This window comes from Marinobacter sp. EVN1, assembly GCF_000475375.1.
Taxonomy (GTDB): Bacteria; Pseudomonadota; Gammaproteobacteria; order Pseudomonadales; family Oleiphilaceae; genus Marinobacter; species Marinobacter nauticus.
Map to the genome: position 1 here is coordinate 128,970 of NZ_AXCB01000045.1, position 15,767 is coordinate 144,736.

Annotated in this window: 16 protein-coding genes; 6 read left to right on the top strand and 10 right to left on the bottom strand. The window is 58.9% G+C overall.

All coding sequences use genetic code 11. The annotated features are described in order from the left end of the window. The first annotated feature begins 107 nt into the window (after positions 1 to 107). Positions 108 to 398: a type VI secretion system PAAR protein gene (locus Q674_RS35325; RefSeq protein ID WP_011787014.1), complete on the top strand. Its 291-nt coding sequence runs from the start codon at positions 108 to 110 to the stop codon at positions 396 to 398. Here Q674_RS35325 and Q674_RS35330 read toward each other — a convergent pair. Further along, positions 395 to 2,998 carry an EAL domain-containing protein gene (locus Q674_RS35330; protein WP_023009482.1) on the bottom strand — a complete coding sequence of 868 codons (2,604 nt, stop codon included), beginning with the start codon at positions 2,996 to 2,998 and terminating at the stop codon, positions 395 to 397. The two genes, Q674_RS35325 and Q674_RS35330, sit on opposite strands and share 4 nt — an antisense overlap. Before the next feature lie 229 nt (positions 2,999 to 3,227). Between Q674_RS35330 and pbpG the strand changes: the two genes are divergently transcribed. Together pbpG and Q674_RS35340 are read left to right on the top strand one after the other, a co-directional pair. Next, the gene (pbpG, locus tag Q674_RS35335; protein WP_011787012.1) at positions 3,228 to 4,154 is read left to right on the top strand and encodes a D-alanyl-D-alanine endopeptidase; all 927 of its coding nucleotides are present in this window, start codon (positions 3,228 to 3,230) and stop codon (positions 4,152 to 4,154) included. 16 nt (positions 4,155 to 4,170) lie between these two features. Beyond that, entirely contained in the window at positions 4,171 to 4,650 is a 480-nt protein-coding gene (locus Q674_RS35340) for an asparaginase domain-containing protein (protein ID WP_011787011.1), read from the top strand. 10 nt (positions 4,651 to 4,660) lie between these two features. On the opposite strand, the gene Q674_RS35345 is transcribed toward Q674_RS35340, so the two are convergent. The 4 genes from Q674_RS35345 to Q674_RS35360 form a co-directional block, all read right to left on the bottom strand. Continuing rightward, on the bottom strand, positions 4,661 to 5,356 hold the full coding sequence (locus Q674_RS35345; RefSeq protein ID WP_023009483.1) for a pseudouridine synthase: 696 nt from the start codon (positions 5,354 to 5,356) through the stop codon (positions 4,661 to 4,663). Further along, the gene (locus tag Q674_RS35350) at positions 5,356 to 6,384 is read right to left on the bottom strand and encodes a metal-dependent hydrolase (RefSeq protein ID WP_023009484.1); all 1,029 of its coding nucleotides are present in this window, start codon (positions 6,382 to 6,384) and stop codon (positions 5,356 to 5,358) included. Before Q674_RS35350 ends, Q674_RS35345 begins: the two co-directional genes overlap by 1 nt. Before the next feature lie 120 nt (positions 6,385 to 6,504). Next, on the bottom strand, positions 6,505 to 7,242 hold the full coding sequence (locus Q674_RS35355; RefSeq protein ID WP_023009485.1) for a THxN family PEP-CTERM protein: 738 nt from the start codon (positions 7,240 to 7,242) through the stop codon (positions 6,505 to 6,507). Positions 7,243 to 7,396: 154 nt separating this feature from the next. Then, a complete protein-coding gene (locus Q674_RS35360) occupies positions 7,397 to 8,629 on the bottom strand; it encodes a lytic murein transglycosylase (protein ID WP_014422867.1) in 1,233 nt (410 codons plus the stop codon). 219 nt (positions 8,630 to 8,848) lie between these two features. Here Q674_RS35360 and Q674_RS35365 point away from each other — a divergent pair, with 219 nt between their 5' ends. Then, positions 8,849 to 9,745, top strand: coding sequence for a response regulator (locus tag Q674_RS35365; RefSeq protein WP_011787006.1), 897 nt, complete (start codon positions 8,849 to 8,851; stop codon positions 9,743 to 9,745). Between the two features lie 11 nt (positions 9,746 to 9,756). Here Q674_RS35365 and phoR read toward each other — a convergent pair whose 3' ends face one another. The 5 genes from phoR to Q674_RS35390 form a co-directional block, all read right to left on the bottom strand. Then, the gene (gene phoR / locus Q674_RS35370) at positions 9,757 to 11,079 is read right to left on the bottom strand and encodes a phosphate regulon sensor histidine kinase PhoR (RefSeq protein WP_014422865.1); all 1,323 of its coding nucleotides are present in this window, start codon (positions 11,077 to 11,079) and stop codon (positions 9,757 to 9,759) included. A gap of 86 nt (positions 11,080 to 11,165) precedes the next feature. Then, positions 11,166 to 11,858, bottom strand: a complete 693-nt coding sequence (gene phoB, locus Q674_RS35375) for a phosphate regulon transcriptional regulator PhoB (RefSeq protein WP_011787004.1) — start codon at positions 11,856 to 11,858, stop codon at positions 11,166 to 11,168. 121 nt (positions 11,859 to 11,979) lie between these two features. Continuing rightward, positions 11,980 to 12,864 (bottom strand): 4-hydroxybenzoate octaprenyltransferase, encoded by an 885-nt coding sequence (gene ubiA, locus Q674_RS35380; RefSeq protein ID WP_023009486.1) that lies wholly within the window; start codon positions 12,862 to 12,864, stop codon positions 11,980 to 11,982. A 66-nt stretch (positions 12,865 to 12,930) separates the two neighbouring features. Continuing rightward, positions 12,931 to 13,497: a chorismate--pyruvate lyase family protein gene (locus Q674_RS35385; protein ID WP_023009487.1), complete on the bottom strand. Its 567-nt coding sequence runs from the start codon at positions 13,495 to 13,497 to the stop codon at positions 12,931 to 12,933. Continuing rightward, positions 13,478 to 14,035 (bottom strand): hypoxanthine-guanine phosphoribosyltransferase, encoded by a 558-nt coding sequence (locus Q674_RS35390; RefSeq protein ID WP_011787001.1) that lies wholly within the window; start codon positions 14,033 to 14,035, stop codon positions 13,478 to 13,480. Before Q674_RS35390 ends, Q674_RS35385 begins: the two co-directional genes overlap by 20 nt. A 281-nt stretch (positions 14,036 to 14,316) precedes the next feature. On the opposite strand from Q674_RS35390, the gene Q674_RS35395 reads away from it, so the two are divergent. After that, complete coding sequence (locus Q674_RS35395; RefSeq protein WP_008173532.1) at positions 14,317 to 14,484, top strand: rubredoxin; 168 nt, start codon at positions 14,317 to 14,319, stop codon at positions 14,482 to 14,484. Between the two features lie 15 nt (positions 14,485 to 14,499). Continuing rightward, positions 14,500 to 15,657, top strand: coding sequence for an NAD(P)/FAD-dependent oxidoreductase (locus tag Q674_RS35400; protein ID WP_023009489.1), 1,158 nt, complete (start codon positions 14,500 to 14,502; stop codon positions 15,655 to 15,657). The last annotated feature ends 110 nt before the right edge of the window (positions 15,658 to 15,767 follow it).

A 15,767-nucleotide genomic window follows, 5' to 3' on the forward strand; every position in this document is an offset into this window, starting at 1 on the left:
TCGTATCTGCATCTTTTAGCATGCACTGAGCTGGTGCGGGACTTGGGTCCGTGCGGATTTCGGTATAGGATGGTGGCTCAGGACTCAATGATGAAAGGAATCAATCCATGAGTAAGGCGATAGTATTGCTGGGCGATCTCGGTATGGACCATCAGGGATTCCCGCCCACACCGGTGATTGCCGGCTCCCCCGATGTTCTCGTGGACGGTAAACCCGTTGCCCGGGTAGGCGATCCGCTGCAACCCCATTCAAAGCCCAAGCATCCGCCCCATCCCCGGGCCATTGCGGCCGGTTCCGGAACCGTGATGATCAATGGCAAACCGGCTGCGGTTACCGGCGGTGCTGTATCCTGCGGGGGCGTTACCGTTGGCAGTGGAACGGTGATTATCGGCAGCTAACGGGTTTTGTGTTCCAGGCTGAACGGGCGGCCCCAGTAATAACCCTGCCCCTGCAAGCCCGGAAACTGATGCAGCCAGAGTGCGATGGTTTCGTCTTCCACGCCTTCGACCACCACATCCAGGTCCAGGGCTGTGCCCAGCTCAAGAGCGGCACGAAGTATTTTCTGTCTTGAGGGGTAATCCAGTACCCCCTCCAGAAAACTGCGGTCGATTTTCAGCTCATCCAGCTCGAATTGTGCCAGGGCGCCAAGTGATGAGTGGCCGGATCCGAAGTCATCCAGTGCAATCCGGAAGCCCATCGCGCTCAGGGTCCGGATGGTGCTGCGGGCCGTTTCCGGATCGGTCATCATGGCGGTTTCGGTAATTTCCAGGCTGACGTTGGCCGGCTCCAGTTTGTGTCGTCGGACGATGGCGCCGGCTTCCTCGTGGAACAGACTGTGGGCCAGATCCTTGGCGGAAATGTTCACCGCGACCGTAATATCACGCCCATACTGTTCACGAAGCTGATGGCTGTCCCTGCAGGCTCGGTCCAGAACCCAGAGTGTGACCGTGTGAATGATCCCCACTTCTTCGGCCAGGGGAATCCACTGGCTGGGAGCAATCCTGCCGAATTCCGGGTGCTGCCAGCGAATCAGGGCTTCCAGTGAGCCAATCCGGCCATCGCGGATGTTGATCTTGGGCTGGTACTCCAGCCACATTTCGCCGGAACGCAGCGCTTGTTCCACATCCAGCATCAGCATTTGCTGGCGGTATTGCCACTCGGCAATGGCAGGATCATAAACCACCAGCGGCAGGCTTTCGTCCAGCGAGGCAAAGCCGGCACAGGCGAGTACGCCGGCCGGTTCTGCAGCATGTTCCGGGGCGTGGGCGACGCCAACCGAGGCGGCCCAGGAAAAGGAAAAACGGCCCTCACGGAAGTTCTCGGACAACCAGCGGCTGATGGCCTGCAGGCGTTGGCTCTCCAGCGCTTCGTCGGGATGGCGCAACAGGGCAAAGGCATGGTTGACGGTGTCCAGGGTCGCCACGCTGTAACCGTTGATCATCACCAGTTGATCGCCCACCGTTTGCTTGAGATACCGGTTGAGTTGCCGCAGGTACTGCTTCAGGAGTTCTTCGGCTGCTCGGTAGCCCAGGGCCTGTTCCAGTTCATTGAACCGGGCCAGGCGAATCATGCACAGGGTGTAGGGCGTTTTGTGGCAGTCAAGAGCGCCCAGGGTTTCCTCCAGCATGGGCCTGTTTGGCTTGCCGGTTACTCTGTGGGTTTTCAGCAAACGGTCATAATCACGCTCAATGCTGGCCCGGAGTTTCTGTTCCTCCTGCACACGTATGTCTGAGCTCAGACGTTTCTTGCGTTCTTCCAGCAGCAGTTTACCCACACCACTGGTCAGGATCAGGGAGCCGGTGGCTGCGCCCAGGAAAAAGGCGGAGTCGGTCACCGCATTCACGGGCAACCAGCCAACAGTGCGAAGTGATGACGTGACAGCCCCGATCACGATCGCCAGTACCGACAGGGCATAGTAACGGGCGTAAACGTGGCTGTTCAGCTGGCGCAGGCTCAGGGCAAAGATGAACAGCCCGCCGACGGCACTGCTCATCAGGAAGGCATGTTGACCCAGGAGTTGAAACCCAAGAGGCGCTGCCAGCAGGTGCGCTCCGGCAAGAAGGCTGAAGGCCCGGAGTATCCGGGCTTCAGTGCGGGTCAGTTGGAGGAAGTGTGGGGTGAATTCGCAAAGCGCGATCTGGCACAGCGGCAGACTGATGCTGAGCAGGGCATTGAGCTCTGGCAGTGCCGGCCAGATCAGCCACAGGCCCAGGCCGTCCATCACCAGCTGGCTGTAGATAACACTGATCATCAGCACGCTCAGCCAGGCCAGGCCCGGTCGGCGGAGCTTGGCCACTATGCTCAGGTTGAGTAAGAGTGCAAACACCAGCAGGCCGGTGACAAAGGATTTCCAGGCGGTGATGGCGGTGCCGGCACCGAGAGCCTCGGCGCTGTCTGACAGAATGACCGGCAACAGTACCGGGCCGTGATTCTGCACTTCCATCAGCAGGGTGGTGGTGCCCGGTTGCAGCGTGACCGGCCAGACCCACTGCGGTAGCGCCAGGAATCGTTGATCGAAGGGGTATCGGTCGCCCATGGCGGGTAGGTGTTCGATGCTTCCGTCCGGGTGAATCAGGGCAGGTTGCAGGTGGTCCAGGTAAGGTGCAGGTACTGTCACCTGGCTGTTCGCAGGTTCTGACGTCGGGTTTTCGAGTGTCAGCCGGAAAGTTGCGGGTTTGTAGGGATAGCCGATTCCGGAATAGCGGGTATCCGTCCGGCTCCAGACTTCGGATTGCCAGAGTCTGTCTTGCAGTACCTTGCCCAGGGGGTGGATCAGATATTCGATCTGGCCAGCGATGCGAGGGCCGTTTGTGGCGCTGTCGGTCTGCACCGAAGGATTGACCGAAAGAGTCGGCGGATCCTGCCAGAAGGTCGTCGCAAGTCCATAGGTAATGGCCAGGAGAAGGATAACAAACGGGAACGACTGGTGCAGCCACGCCGGTAATCTGTCCGAGCGGGTTTCCCTGGAGAGAGTCTGGCCGAGCGACGGAGAGTCCATCCTGAACGCATCCTGAAACTGGAAAGCGGCACCGTTACACTCTGGTTACAATGATTAACGAGATGTAACGAATTGATTTGATTAATATTTTACAGGAATTTAAGATTTTTTGCATTTGCTGTTTAAAACGCATGATTGAAAATGAGACCTGCGTTCGGCCCGTCTGCGCTGATATAGTTCGCGCTATTGACCCATTCCTTGTTAAGGCCTGAGAGGCAGGTAGTTCACCATGCGTTATTCCGTGTTTGTCACTGTTGTCGTCTTTTTCCTGGCGGTGTCCGGCCAGAGCCTCGCCAGTCCGGAGCGGGCGCCGAACCTGGCGTCGGTGCAGGCAGCGGCGGCCGAAGTTGGCAAAGAGGGCCTGCTGTTCGGTAAGCACGCCGATCGCCCGGTACCGGTGGCGTCGATCACCAAGCTGATGACGGCACTCGTGGTGGTGGAATCGGGACAGGATATGGACGAGTGGCTGACGTTCGAGGAGCGTCATGTCGAGGCTGCCGCGAACGCCTGGAGCCGCATTCGGGTGGGCTCTCAGCTTCGGCGCCGGGATGTGCTGCGGATTGCCCTGATGTCATCCGAGAACTTTGCTGCCTACACTCTGGCGCGTGTCTATCCGGGTGGCTTCGACGGTTTTGTTGCCGCGATGAATGCCAAGGCAAAAGCTCTGGGGATGCTCCAGACCCGATTTGTTGACCCGACCGGTCTCTCTACCGACAACGTGTCCACGGCCGCCGATCTGGTGATCCTGGCACGTGCTGCGCTCAAGCATCCTGAGATTCGTGAGGCCTCTACCACCGGATACTACCGGGCCGAATTCCGGAAACCCCGGTACAGCCTGTCGTTTGGCAATACCAATGCGTTGGTGCACCGGGACAGCTGGGGCGTGAGCCTGAGTAAAACCGGATACCTCACAGAGGCGGGGCGTTGTCTGGTGATGGTCTCTGAGATGAACGGAACACCGGTAATCACGGTTTTGCTGGACTCCCTGGGTACCCGTTCTCCGATGGGCGATGCCGGCCGAATCAAACGCTGGCTTGCCACCGGCCAGCCAGGCTCGGTGGCATCGGCCGCGAAGCGTTATGCACAGGAAAAGAATGCAGTTCTGATGGCGGCAGAGGCGAAGCAGTCTCGGGCCACCACAGCGTCCTCACAATAAAGGAACAGTTCAGGCCATGATTGAGATACTGACCACCGGTGGCACCATCGATAAGGTCTATTTTGATGCCAACAGCAAGTTTGAAATCGGTGACAGCCTGTTACCGGAACTGTTGACGGAATCCAACATCCACGACGGCTACGAGATTCGTCCCCTGATGCGGAAGGACAGCCTGGAACTGACCGATGAGGACCGTCAGGCCATTCTGGAAGCGGTCAAGGCTTCGGCCTGCCAGCGTATCCTGATTACCCATGGCACCGATACCATGGCGCAGACCGCCGAGGCACTGAAATCGGTAGCCGATCGCACGATTGTGTTGACCGGTGCCATGCAGCCCGCGCGTATGCGGCGCACCGACGCTATCTTCAACATCGGCTTTGCCTGGGCCGCGGTGTCGCTGTTACCGGCGGGGGTCTACATCGCCATGAACGGCGAGGTGTTTGAAGCAGGTTCAGTGCGGAAAAATCTGGCAGCCCAGCGGTTCGAGCGTGCCTAGGCCGAGGCCTTCACTCTGTTACTGAGCGGATTTCCTGAGAGGTCAGAGCCCGGAATTCTCCGGGCGCCAGCTTATCATCCAGTTCAATGCTGCCGATACGGAAACGGTGCAGGGCCTCAACACGATTGCCAACCGCCGCCAGCATCCGTTTGACCTGGTGGTAACGGCCCTCGCCGATGGTCAGGTCGATCAGCTGGTTGTTGTGTACACGAACTTCGGCGGGTCTGGTCTCTGTGGTTTCACCGTTCAGCATGACTCCCTTCTCAAGTGCCCGGCAGGCCTGTTCCGGGATAGCCTCAGCCAGCCAGACCCGATAGCTTTTGCGGCATTCCCGCCGGGGGGATGTGACCGCGTGGGACCATTGGCCATCACTGGTCAGCAACAGCAAGCCAGTGGTGTCCTTGTCCAGCCGCCCGGCGATATGAACCCGACTGGCCAGGCCGCGGGGCAGCAGGTCGAGTGCCGTTGGCTGGCTGCTGTCGGTGGTGGCACTGAGCACTCCGGCGGGTTTATGCATCATCAGGTAGATATCGCCGGGTGGGTTAACCGGTTTTCCATCAAGATGAACGGACTGTTCGGCCTCCACCTGGCGATTGGCCTGCCGGCAGGTTTCGCCATCCACCTTCACTCGTCCCGCTGACACGACCTTTTTCGCCTCTTTGCGGGAAAGCTCTGTACCGTTGCTCAGATATTGATCCAGCCTCATTAGCAGGAGTTCCCGTGGTTGGGAGCAGACAGCGTGGCCAGGCACAATACCGGTTCCTGGCCGGTCATTCGATTCCACAACAGGGGCAGGGCGGCCCGGTTCAGCGCAGGGCGGGGCAGGCGATCGCTGGCCAGTGGCTGCAGTCCGTCTCCGGCAGTTTCCGCCAGGATGAAGGTGAAAGGGTGAGCGCCCGGTATGCCCAGCCGGATATCTGTTGCGGTTATCTGAGTCCCGTTCTTCTGGTAGTCCAGAAAACCACCGGTAAACCATTCAAGTCGCCGGGCTTCCGGCAGCTCGGCGACAAGGCGGGCAAGCTCTGGTTGCCGCGGGAAGCGTTCCAGTACCAGCTCGTCGCTGGCATCGAGGAAACCGGTCACTACTTCGATTCTTTGCCCGGCACTGACCGCTGTGGCACGCCACAGAACGGTGTTGAATGGCATGGGTTGAACCATCAGGGCCGCCTGCTCCATACCGGCGTTCGCCAGCGCCGGTCGCACCCGATCGGTGATGATCTGTTGTGCAATCAGGGTCCAGCCGAGATAAAGGCTGGAAAGAAGCAGTCCGGCGGCAACGGTTCTTGACGCCGGTGGGCGATACAGAAAGGCCAGACAACCCGCCAGTAGTGGCAAGGTATAGAGCGGATCAATAATAAAGATACTGTTGATCGCCACAGGTGGGCCGATGGGCCAGAACAGCTGGGTGCCGTAGGTGGTAAAGGCATCCAGTAATGGGTGCGTTATCAGTATCAGGCCAACCAGTGCCAGCCATCGCTGATAGGAAATGAGCGGTTTCCAGCGCCACAGCACCCAGGCGATGAGCAGCGACAAGGGGGCCAGAATAAACAGGGAGTGGCTGAACCCCCGGTGCTGGGTAAAGTTGGCAACGGCTGTGCCATAGTCAATGACCACATCCAGGTCGGGTAATGTGCCGAGCAGTGCGCCGGTCAGAAGGACCGATCGTCCCAGGGTTTTGCCGGCAACAGCCCCCGCAATGGAAGCGCCAAGGGCGGCCTGTGTGATGGAATCCATAGTATCCCGATTCGTGGTGACTGGGTGATACCAGTATTATGCGCGGATTCGGGATTCAGATCACGGGAGAGCAGCAGAATCGCCGGCAGCACAAGGTACTGCCGGCGAAGCAGATATGGCTCAGAGCTTGCGGCGGCGCGCCAGGCCCAGACCAGCCAGACCGAGTCCCAGCAGCGCGAGAGTGCCGGGTTCCGGTACGGAGCGAACATTCAGCTTGGCCAGCAGATCCACAGAGGTTGCTTTGCCTTCCTGGGTTTCAATTTCATTCAGGCCGTTGGCAAAGCCAAGCAGAGACAGGGAGTAGATGTTGGAGCCGAACTGGAACTCGGAACTCTCGATCATGTTGTCGAGAATGACGACATCATTAACGTCCTGCTCGACGCTCCAGCAAAACACCCACCAGCATTCCTGACCCACATTCGGTGTCTCATCATGGATGAAATCAAAGGTGTAGGGGCCAGTTACCTTGCTGTTGCTAGCCGTTGTGGAGAACGTGGCGAATACATCGAGGCTCACGCCGGTAATGCTTTCACCGGTAATGCGGTTGTTGAAATGGGTAAAGGTTCCCAGCACAAACGGATCGTCTGATGTGATGGTCTGTGGCAGGCTGTTCGGGCCCTGAAAACCATAGCCACTCTGCGGGCCCTCGCTGCAGGTTTTCCACCACAAGTGCCCGGTGCAGCTAACCTCGCCGGTTCCCCAGCGCAGGGTATCAGTACCTACGCCCGTAACGTTGCTGCCATTGCTCGGAGCGTTCCAGGTTCCTGAAACCGATTCGAGGTCCACCGGGAAGGCCCAGGCAGTTGCGGCGAATCCAAATGTTACCGCCGCTACGATTCCTTTCATCATTTTAAGCATTGTCCACACCTTAACTACTCGCAGTTGTAGGATTGCCTGGAAATGGCCAGGCACTGCCAAGGTGTGTAGCTAAATGCGTGCCAGTATTTTTTATCTATGAAATACAATGCCTTATAGCGTAGCATTTCTCTAGATGTAAAAAAACTGGACGCTTTCAGGAGCCGCTGTAAACTCCGAGAGCCGCTAATACCTGTTCTGATGGAAAGCCGTCAGCCACCAGGCCCTCCGCCTTCTGGTACGCGCGAATGGCCTTGCGGGTATTGGAGCCCAGTATGCCGTCGGGTTCCCCGCTCGGGTAGCCTTTGTCATTCAGAGCCTGTTGGAGCTCCAGCACCTGATTTCTTGACAGCGCGGGCTGGTCTTCCGGGGGAGGGTTCTGAAGCTTTCCGGCGCCGGCAATCCGGTCGGCCAGGTGGCCAACGGCAATGGCGTAGAACTCGGATCGGTTCCAGCCCATGATCACCCGGAAATTACTGTATACCAGAAAGGCCGGGCCCTGATGGCCGCTGGGCACGATCAGGGCCGCTTCAATGGGTTCGTTGGCCAGACGGTTACCAAATGCATCGGTGATCCCCATCTTGCGCCAGTCAGCCAGGGGCAGGCGACGGCCATCGGCCAGACTGAAATCAAAGTTGTCGGGTAACAGCACCTCCCGCCCCCATCGATAGTCGCCATCCCAGCCCATGGACTCGAGAAACCGACCGGCAGACATCATGGCGTCAGGCAGGCTGTTCCAGAGATCCCGGCGCCCATCGCCATCGGCGTCGACCGCGTGTTTCAGGAATACCGTCGGCATGAACTGCACATGGCCCATGGCGCCGGCCCAGGAGCCTTCCATCTGATCAGCGGGAATAGCGCCTTCGTCAATAATCCGCAGGGCAGCGATCCATTGCTCTGTGAAGAAGCTGCTGCGCCGGGCATCGCAAGCCAGGGTGGCGAGGGCACTGGGCACCTGCATCTTGCCGAAGTAGCTGCCATAGTTGGTTTCCAGACCCCAGAATGCGGCCAGATAGGGGGCGGGAACACCGGTTTCCGCGGTCACGCGGTCCAGGAGTTTACGGTGTTCTGCCAATAATTCCCGGCCTTTGCCGACCCGGGCGTCGTTAACCCGTCGGTTCAGGTAGTCGGCAAAGGTGGTGGTAAATTCGGGCTGTCTTCGGTCCAGCTCAATCACTCTGTCGAGGTGCACCACGCCGGCCATCACCGACTTTACTGTGGATTCACGCACACCGGCGGCGACGGCTTTCTCTCCGAGCGCCTGTTTGCATTGCTCAAACGCCGGTGTGGCGGTTGTTTCGGTTTCTGCCCTGGCAACCAGCGCCAGCGTGCTCAGGGAAATCGCCACCAGTGTACGGCGAATGGCAGTCCGGGAGATCAGGTCAGGCACGGGAATCCTCGCAATAGAATCGTTTGGGCATCGGCTGCCATGTTAGCGCGTTTTCCGTGTCGGGAAATACCGCCATAGCCTACAGTGCCACGTGTTTTTTTCGGTTGGGAATGGTCCCGGTGAACGCCGGTTTTGTCGTCTTTTTGTAGCACTTAGGTCACGTCAAGACCGGGATGTTCTATAGTTGGAGCATGAGTGGAATCCGGAGCAGATGTCGCTATGGCAATACTGAAGGCGCTGGTGGTCGACGACGCCAGTTTTGTGAGAGATCTGGTGAAACGGACAGTGCGACAGCGCTTTCCCGTCATTGAAACCACGGATGCCCAGAATGGCCGGCGTGCCCAGTCCCTGATGTCCAGAACCAGTTTTGACCTGGTGCTGTGCGACTGGGAAATGCCGGAGATGTCCGGGCTGGAACTGCTGCAGTGGATGCGCCAGCAACCGCAGTACCAGAAGGTGCCGTTCATCATGATTACCAGTCGCGGCGACAAGGATCATGTTATTGAGGCGGTCAAGGAAGGGGTTTCTGAATACCTGGGCAAGCCTTTCAGTCCGGATGGGCTGAGTAAGAAAATCATCAAAGTGATGGGTCGCCGCCTGAAGGACGCCATGGATCGCAGCGGCAAATCACTGGAAGGACCGGCGGAGGCGTTCAAGGAGTCCGCCGCCTTGCTCACCCAGAAGCGGGAGGCGCCGGCATCCAGGCCCGAAGCCTCAAAGCCTGAGCCCGTTGCTGATAACCCGCTGCTGAATGCAGGTAGTGCAAAAGCGGCGACCGGCAAGCCTCAGACTCGTGGTGTCATGAGTATGGCATCTGTGAGGTTTTCCGACAGTACACTGAAATCGGTGGTCAAGGATATCAATCTGACGGAAGTGCGGGTGATCGCCAAGCGGGATCAGGAATTCCCGGGGATTCTCGATCAGGCGGTGGTGGATATCGACATGGGCGATGGCCAGATGGCGCGTCTGAACGGTTACGTGCATCAGTTGCAGGCTGTGGACAAGCGCCAGGATACCGACTTTGTCAGTGTCACTATCCGTTTTGTCGATGAAGACCCGAAGAAGCTGGAGGATCTGTCACGATTTGTGGCCAGGTTCCGGGCCTCAAACCGCTAACTGAGGGCGCCTCAGTCCTCCGGAACCTGTTCGGGAATCCTCTCGACCAGGCGCTCCCTTGGAAAATGGCAGATAAATTCGCTGCCTTCGCCGACTTTGCTGCGAATTTCCAGGTTGCCGTCGTGATTGATCAGCACATGCTTGACGATAGCCAGGCCCAGGCCGGTTCCGCCGGTGTCCTTGTGGCGACTGGGGTCGGCGCGATAGAACCGTTCGGTCAGCCTGGGGATGTGGATCGGGTCAATGCCGATGCCGGTATCCTTCACCGACAGGTGGGCGCCGTCGCGATTGGTGCTCCAGGCAACTGTGATGGCTCCGCCGGCCGGTGTGTATTTCACCGCATTAAACACCAGGTTGGAAAACGCACTGCGTAGCTGGCTTTCATCGCCCTGCAGCAGTCGGTGGTCACTGATCTGAACCGTGATCTGGTGGCCCTTGTCGCCGCTCAGGGCCCGGGCATCATGACAGATCTGGTTCAGCAGGGCGTCGACATCGGTCAGGGTGTCATCCACCGTATGCTCGCCGGTTTCGATACGGGACAAGAGAATCAGATCTGTGATCAGGGCCTCCATCCGTGAGGCCTGTGCCGCCATGGTATTGATAGCCCGGCGCCACTTGGCAGGCAGCTCATCACCATGATCCACCAGGGTTTCAAGGTAGCCACTGATCACGGTCAGCGGTGTGCGCATTTCATGGGAAACGTTGCCGACAAAGTCCCGCCGCATTTGTTCAAGCTGATACAGCCGGGTGACATCCTTGGCCACGATCAGTCGGTCATCGTCGCCGAACAGGCTGATCTGGATCTGCAGATGGATGTGGGGCTTGGCCGGCGAGTTGATTTCCAGGGGCTCGCGGTAATCCCGGGTATCGAAATAGGCCTTGAATGCCGGGTTGCGGATCAGGTTATGGATGTACTGACCCTGATCGGTGCTGCGGCGGAAACCCAGCAGGTATTCGGCCGAGCCGTTCCACCACTCCATGGCGCCACGGGCATCGGTCATGATAACGCCGTCGCGCATGGCGTTGGTGGATTCCTGAACCCGGTTGATACGGGCCCGCAGGCGATCCTGGGTCATCAGGTGGTTCTGGTTCAGCTTGTGCAGGCTGTCGAAGATATCACCCCACAAGCCGATGCTCTGGGGCGCTTCGTCGGAAGCGCTGGGGTTGCCCAGCCACTGGTAAAGGCGCCGGGCCTGGACCAGGGTCCACCAGAGATAGGCAACAAGTCCCACCAGCAGCCCGTAGAGCGGCTCGCCGAAATAGAACCCCACCAGTGTGGTGCCTGCGAGCGCGGTGATGATCAGTCTCAGGTAACGGGACCAGTTGTGTTGCATCCACTACTGCCTTGTCGTGTTGCCGGCGCTGATGCCGTGATCGCCGGACGATGAGGGGCGGTCCGGAGCTGTCGTCAGGTAGTAAATCAGGCCACTTTGGTGGAAAACCGGTAGCCCGTTCCCCGCACGGTCTGAATCAGATGATCGTACCTGTCTCCCAGCGCCTTGCGCAGGCGGCGGATGTGAACATCGACGGTGCGTTCCTCGACATACACGTTGCCGCCCCAGACCTGATCCAGCAGTTGAGACCGAGTATAGACCCGTTCCTGGTGAGTCATAAAGAATTGCAGCAGGCGGTACTCGGTCGGGCCCATATTAATGGCACCGTCGACCGTGGTCACACGATGGCCGATTGGGTCCAGGGTCAGACCGTCCACTTCGATGGGGCTGTCGACACCCGGCGGTGTGGCACGACGCAGAACCGCTTTCAGGCGGGCTACCAGCTCACGTGGGCTGAACGGCTTGGTGATGTAATCGTCGGCACCGACTTCCAGGCCCTGAATCTTGTTATCCTCTTCCACCTTGGCGGTCAGCATGATGATAGGGATATCGGCGGTGGCCTCTTCTTTCTTCAGCCGGCGCGCAAGTTCCACACCGCTGGTACCCGGCAGCATCCAGTCCAGCAGGATCAGGTCTGGTTGCTTGTCGATAATCAGGGCATGGGCTTCACGGGCATCCGCTGCCTCCAGGTAGTCGTAATCCGCCATTTCGAGCGCGACCGCAATCATTTCACGGATAGGCGCTTCGTCATCGACGATCAGGACAGTTTTTCCACTCATATGCATCAACCTGTGTCAGACCTCGGGAGTTCTCTGATCAGAGGTGCGAACACACTCCCTTGTAATGTTGCCGAGTCATTACAACGCGTCTTTGTTACAAGTATATGACATGGGCGGGTAGTCAGAACGCCAGATCCAACGCCAGACCCAGAAACACTGCAAAGCCGGCCCAGTTGTTATTGAGAAATGCCTTGAAGCATCCTTCCCGGTTCCGCTCCCTGGCCAGGTACTGGTGGTAGACGAAGAGCGTGGCCATGGCCACGACACCGAGATAATAGAAAGAGCCCAGTTCCGCCCGCTGGCCCACCATCACCAGAATCACCACCACCATGGTCTGCAGCAGAGCAATGATCGCCCGATCTGCATCACCAAACAGGATGGCTGTCGATTTTATGCCGACCTTCAGGTCGTCATCCCGGTCGACCATGGCATAGAGGGTGTCATAGGCGACCGTCCAGAGCACGTTGGCAGTAAACAGCAACCAGGTGAGCTGACTGAGCTGGTTGGCCTCAGCTGCCCAGGCCATGGGAATGGCCCAGGAAAAGGCTGCGCCCAGAAACAGCTGGGGCAAATGGGTGTAACGCTTCATAAACGGGTAGATAAAGGCCAGCAGTGCACCACCGAATGACAGATACAGGGTCAGGGTGTTGGTGAACAGCACCACCATCAGAAACGACACCAGGCATAGCCCGGCAAACAGGGCGACGGCTTCCCAGGCACGGACCCGGCCGGCGGTGAGCGGGCGGTCTTTGGTGCGTTTGACATGGCGATCCCAGTCCCGGTCGGCAAAATCGTTGATAGCACAGCCTGCCGCCCGCATGAAGAACACGCCCAGGGTAAAAATCACCAGATTGGCAAATGACGGTGCCCCCTTGGCCGCCAGCCAGAGTGCCCAATAGGTTGGCCACAGCAGCAACAAAGTGCCAATCGGGCGGTCGATGCGCAGCAGGCGTGCGTAATCAGCCAGGCGGGCATGAACGTGGGTGGGCAGGGTGATCTGCAACATAGGAGCTGGTATCCGCGTGTTGATGCGTGAGAGTGCATCCGATTATAGCCAGCGGTAGCGGTAGGGTTAACCCCGGTTGGGCGACTGGTATAACCGGGGCAGAAGATATTCCCCCACCAGAAGAGCGCAGGAACCCCGGTGGAACAGGGATCTGCGGGCAAGGCGAGGGTGACCGTTGCTACGGACTTTGCAGAGGCCTGTTTCCAGAGGCCCCCGCTGCCACTCCGGGCTGCTGAACAGATAGGCACCCAGGGGCTTGTTGCCAAGATTGCGGAGGCGGCGGCCATGGCCATGCAGACAGGTCTGTGGGATCACTGTCCGGGCCAGCACCCAAGGGCGGCCGTCACCGCAAAGGCGAACTTCCCGTACCCAGGCGAGCTGGCGTGGTGCCAGGTTCAGGCGCTTTGCCTCTTCAGGGGTTGGGGTCGAAAAACCCTCCCTGAGAATCTCAACGTGAAAGCGTTCCTGACATTTTTGCTGCAGGGCCCGGGTAAACGATCCCTCTACTGTTAGCCAGTAGCGGGCCGGGCCATGAACCTCAGGACAGTAAAGGCCGGCCGCCACCAGCGACCGGTACCAGAACGTGGGAGGTATGCTCAGCTCGGGGGGCTGGTCACAGTCCTTTAACGGCATAGATTCCCGGAGCGTTGCGCCAATAGCCTTTATAATCCATGCCATAGCCGAACAGGAATCGATCCTCAACGTAAAGGCCGGTAAAGTCTGCCTTCAGGCCGGGGCGTGCCTTGCGATCGTGCTCCTTGTCTACCAGCACCGCAGTCAGGACCTCGCTGGCACCATGAGCCAGGCAGTAATCTGCAATGGCGCACAGCGTCGTACCCTCGTCAAGGATGTCGTCGACGATCAGAACCGTGCGGCCTTTCATGTCGGCTTCCGGCTGCAGCTTCCATTCCAGAATGCCGCCGGTGGTCTCCTGGCGGTAGCGGGTGGCATGCAGATACTCCGCCTGAACCGGAAATTTCAGTCGTGGCAGGAGCTGACCGGTCAGGATCAGGCCGCCGTTCATGACGCAGAACAACAATGGGTTGCTGTCTTTGAGGCGATCGGTGATGGCGCTGGCCATGGTGTCGATGGCGGCATGCACCTGCTCTTCGGGAACCAGGCAGTCAGCGTCTGCCATGACCTGGTTCATTTCAGCGACGGTATCGGTCATAACGATCGGGTCCTGTCCAAAACGGCGGATTATACCGAAGTGGGGCGATCGAAGGGAGGGGCGCGGCGGTATTGCCGGGTCTGTAATTGTGGCTATTGGCAGAAAACCCCGATCCGGGCTGTCGGTGGTGGCATTGGTCAACGCCGGTGTCGCGGTTATGATGGCAGCCAATCGGGTGAGTGATGGTCGGCTGGAACTCGGTCGCATTTTGTGATCTTTGTGCTTGATTGCTTTATTGTTCGACAATAATATCCTCGCAGACAAATCGGTGGGAGTTAGTTATGAAGAAGTGGCAGTGTGTGGTGTGTGGTCTGATTTACGATGAAGCCGAGGGTTGGCCGGAGGACGGTATTGAGCCTGGCACCAAATGGGAAGATGTGCCCGAGGATTGGGTTTGCCCGGACTGCGGTGTGGGCAAGGAAGATTTTGAAATGATCGAAATCGGCTAAAGGCAGGACAGAGTCATGACCGAGCAGACACCTATTGTGATCGTTGGTACCGGTTTGTCGGGTTACTCACTGGTACGGGAATTTCGCAAACTGGATAAGGAAACCCCGGTCATCATGGTGACTGCCGACGACGGCGTCAGCTATTCCAAGCCTATGTTGTCGACCGGCTTTACCAAAGACAAGGACGCGGATGGTCTGGCCCAAGCCAACCCTGAGGCTATGGCCGAGCAACTGGGGGTGGAGATTCGTCCCTGGTCCACGGTTACGGGCATTGATACCGATGCCCATGAGCTCAAGCTGGGCGACCAGTCCATACGCTATGCCAAGCTGGTTCTGGCCTGGGGCGCCGACGTCATCCGCCTGAGTCTGGATGGTAACGCGCAGGACCGGGTTCATTCCATCAACGACCTGATGGATTACCGTGCCTTCCGTAAGGCCCTCGCCGAGGGCAAGCGGGTCGCGATTATGGGGGCGGGCCTGATCGGGTGTGAGTTTGCCAATGATCTGCGCAATGGTGGCTACGAAGTGGACGTTATCGCCCCGGACTCATCGCTGATGCCCAGCCTGCTGCCGGAGACAGCCGCTGGTGCCGTGCAGGCTGAGCTGGAGAGGCTTGGGGTTCGGTTCCATTTGGGGACGGTGGTTGAGCGGGCAGAGAAGCAGGGCAGTGGCGTCGAACTGACGCTCGGTAATGGTGAGCAGCTCCAGGCCGACCTTGTTGTGTCTGCGGTGGGGCTGCGCCCCCGCACCGAACTGGCCCGCGACGCCGGGATCCGTTCCGGTCGGGGCATTCAGGTGAACCGGGCTCTGGAAACGTCCGCACCGGATGTCTTTGCCCTGGGCGACTGTGCCGAAGTGGATGGGCGCGTTCTGCTCTATGTGCTGCCGTTGATGGCCTGTGCCCGGGCGCTGGCGAAAACTCTGGCCGGTACGCGCACGGAAGTCAGCTATGGCACCATGCCGGTGATGGTAAAAACACCCTGTTGCCCGACCGCAGTCTGCCCACCACCGATGGATGCCGAGGGCGAATGGCAGGTGGAGCGGGACGGGGCTGATGTCAAAGCCCTGTTCCGGAGCCCGGACGGCGACACGCTTGGCTTCGCAGTGACCGGCCGGTTTGCTCTGGAAAAGCAGACACTGGCGAAGGAAGTCCCTCCTATTCACCGGGACTGAAGCCTGCGGCTACCAGTGAGGTTGGCTGGTAGCCGTTTGTCGTCTTTGGCAGTTTCAGCCGTTGCGAAATTTTCCTGTCTGGGGTAGAAAACCCGTTCGTGAGCTAACAA

Excerpts from the sequence above, each read along its gene's own strand:
- Q674_RS35325 (WP_011787014.1), top strand. The coding sequence starts at position 108 with ATGAGTAAGGCGATAGTATTGCTGGGCGATCTCGGTATGGACCATCAG.
- Q674_RS35330 (WP_023009482.1), bottom strand. The coding sequence starts at position 2,998 with ATGGACTCTCCGTCGCTCGGCCAGACTCTCTCCAGGGAAACCCGCTCG.
- pbpG (WP_011787012.1), top strand. The coding sequence starts at position 3,228 with ATGCGTTATTCCGTGTTTGTCACTGTTGTCGTCTTTTTCCTGGCGGTG.
- Q674_RS35340 (WP_011787011.1), top strand. The coding sequence starts at position 4,171 with ATGATTGAGATACTGACCACCGGTGGCACCATCGATAAGGTCTATTTT.
- Q674_RS35345 (WP_023009483.1), bottom strand. The coding sequence starts at position 5,356 with ATGAGGCTGGATCAATATCTGAGCAACGGTACAGAGCTTTCCCGCAAA.
- Q674_RS35350 (WP_023009484.1), bottom strand. The coding sequence starts at position 6,384 with ATGGATTCCATCACACAGGCCGCCCTTGGCGCTTCCATTGCGGGGGCT.
- Q674_RS35355 (WP_023009485.1), bottom strand. The coding sequence starts at position 7,242 with ATGCTTAAAATGATGAAAGGAATCGTAGCGGCGGTAACATTTGGATTC.
- Q674_RS35365 (WP_011787006.1), top strand. The coding sequence starts at position 8,849 with ATGGCAATACTGAAGGCGCTGGTGGTCGACGACGCCAGTTTTGTGAGA.
- phoR (WP_014422865.1), bottom strand. The coding sequence starts at position 11,079 with ATGCAACACAACTGGTCCCGTTACCTGAGACTGATCATCACCGCGCTC.
- phoB (WP_011787004.1), bottom strand. The coding sequence starts at position 11,858 with ATGAGTGGAAAAACTGTCCTGATCGTCGATGACGAAGCGCCTATCCGT.
- ubiA (WP_023009486.1), bottom strand. The coding sequence starts at position 12,864 with ATGTTGCAGATCACCCTGCCCACCCACGTTCATGCCCGCCTGGCTGAT.
- Q674_RS35385 (WP_023009487.1), bottom strand. The coding sequence starts at position 13,497 with ATGCCGTTAAAGGACTGTGACCAGCCCCCCGAGCTGAGCATACCTCCC.
- Q674_RS35390 (WP_011787001.1), bottom strand. The coding sequence starts at position 14,035 with ATGACCGATACCGTCGCTGAAATGAACCAGGTCATGGCAGACGCTGAC.
- Q674_RS35395 (WP_008173532.1), top strand. The coding sequence starts at position 14,317 with ATGAAGAAGTGGCAGTGTGTGGTGTGTGGTCTGATTTACGATGAAGCC.
- Q674_RS35400 (WP_023009489.1), top strand. The coding sequence starts at position 14,500 with ATGACCGAGCAGACACCTATTGTGATCGTTGGTACCGGTTTGTCGGGT.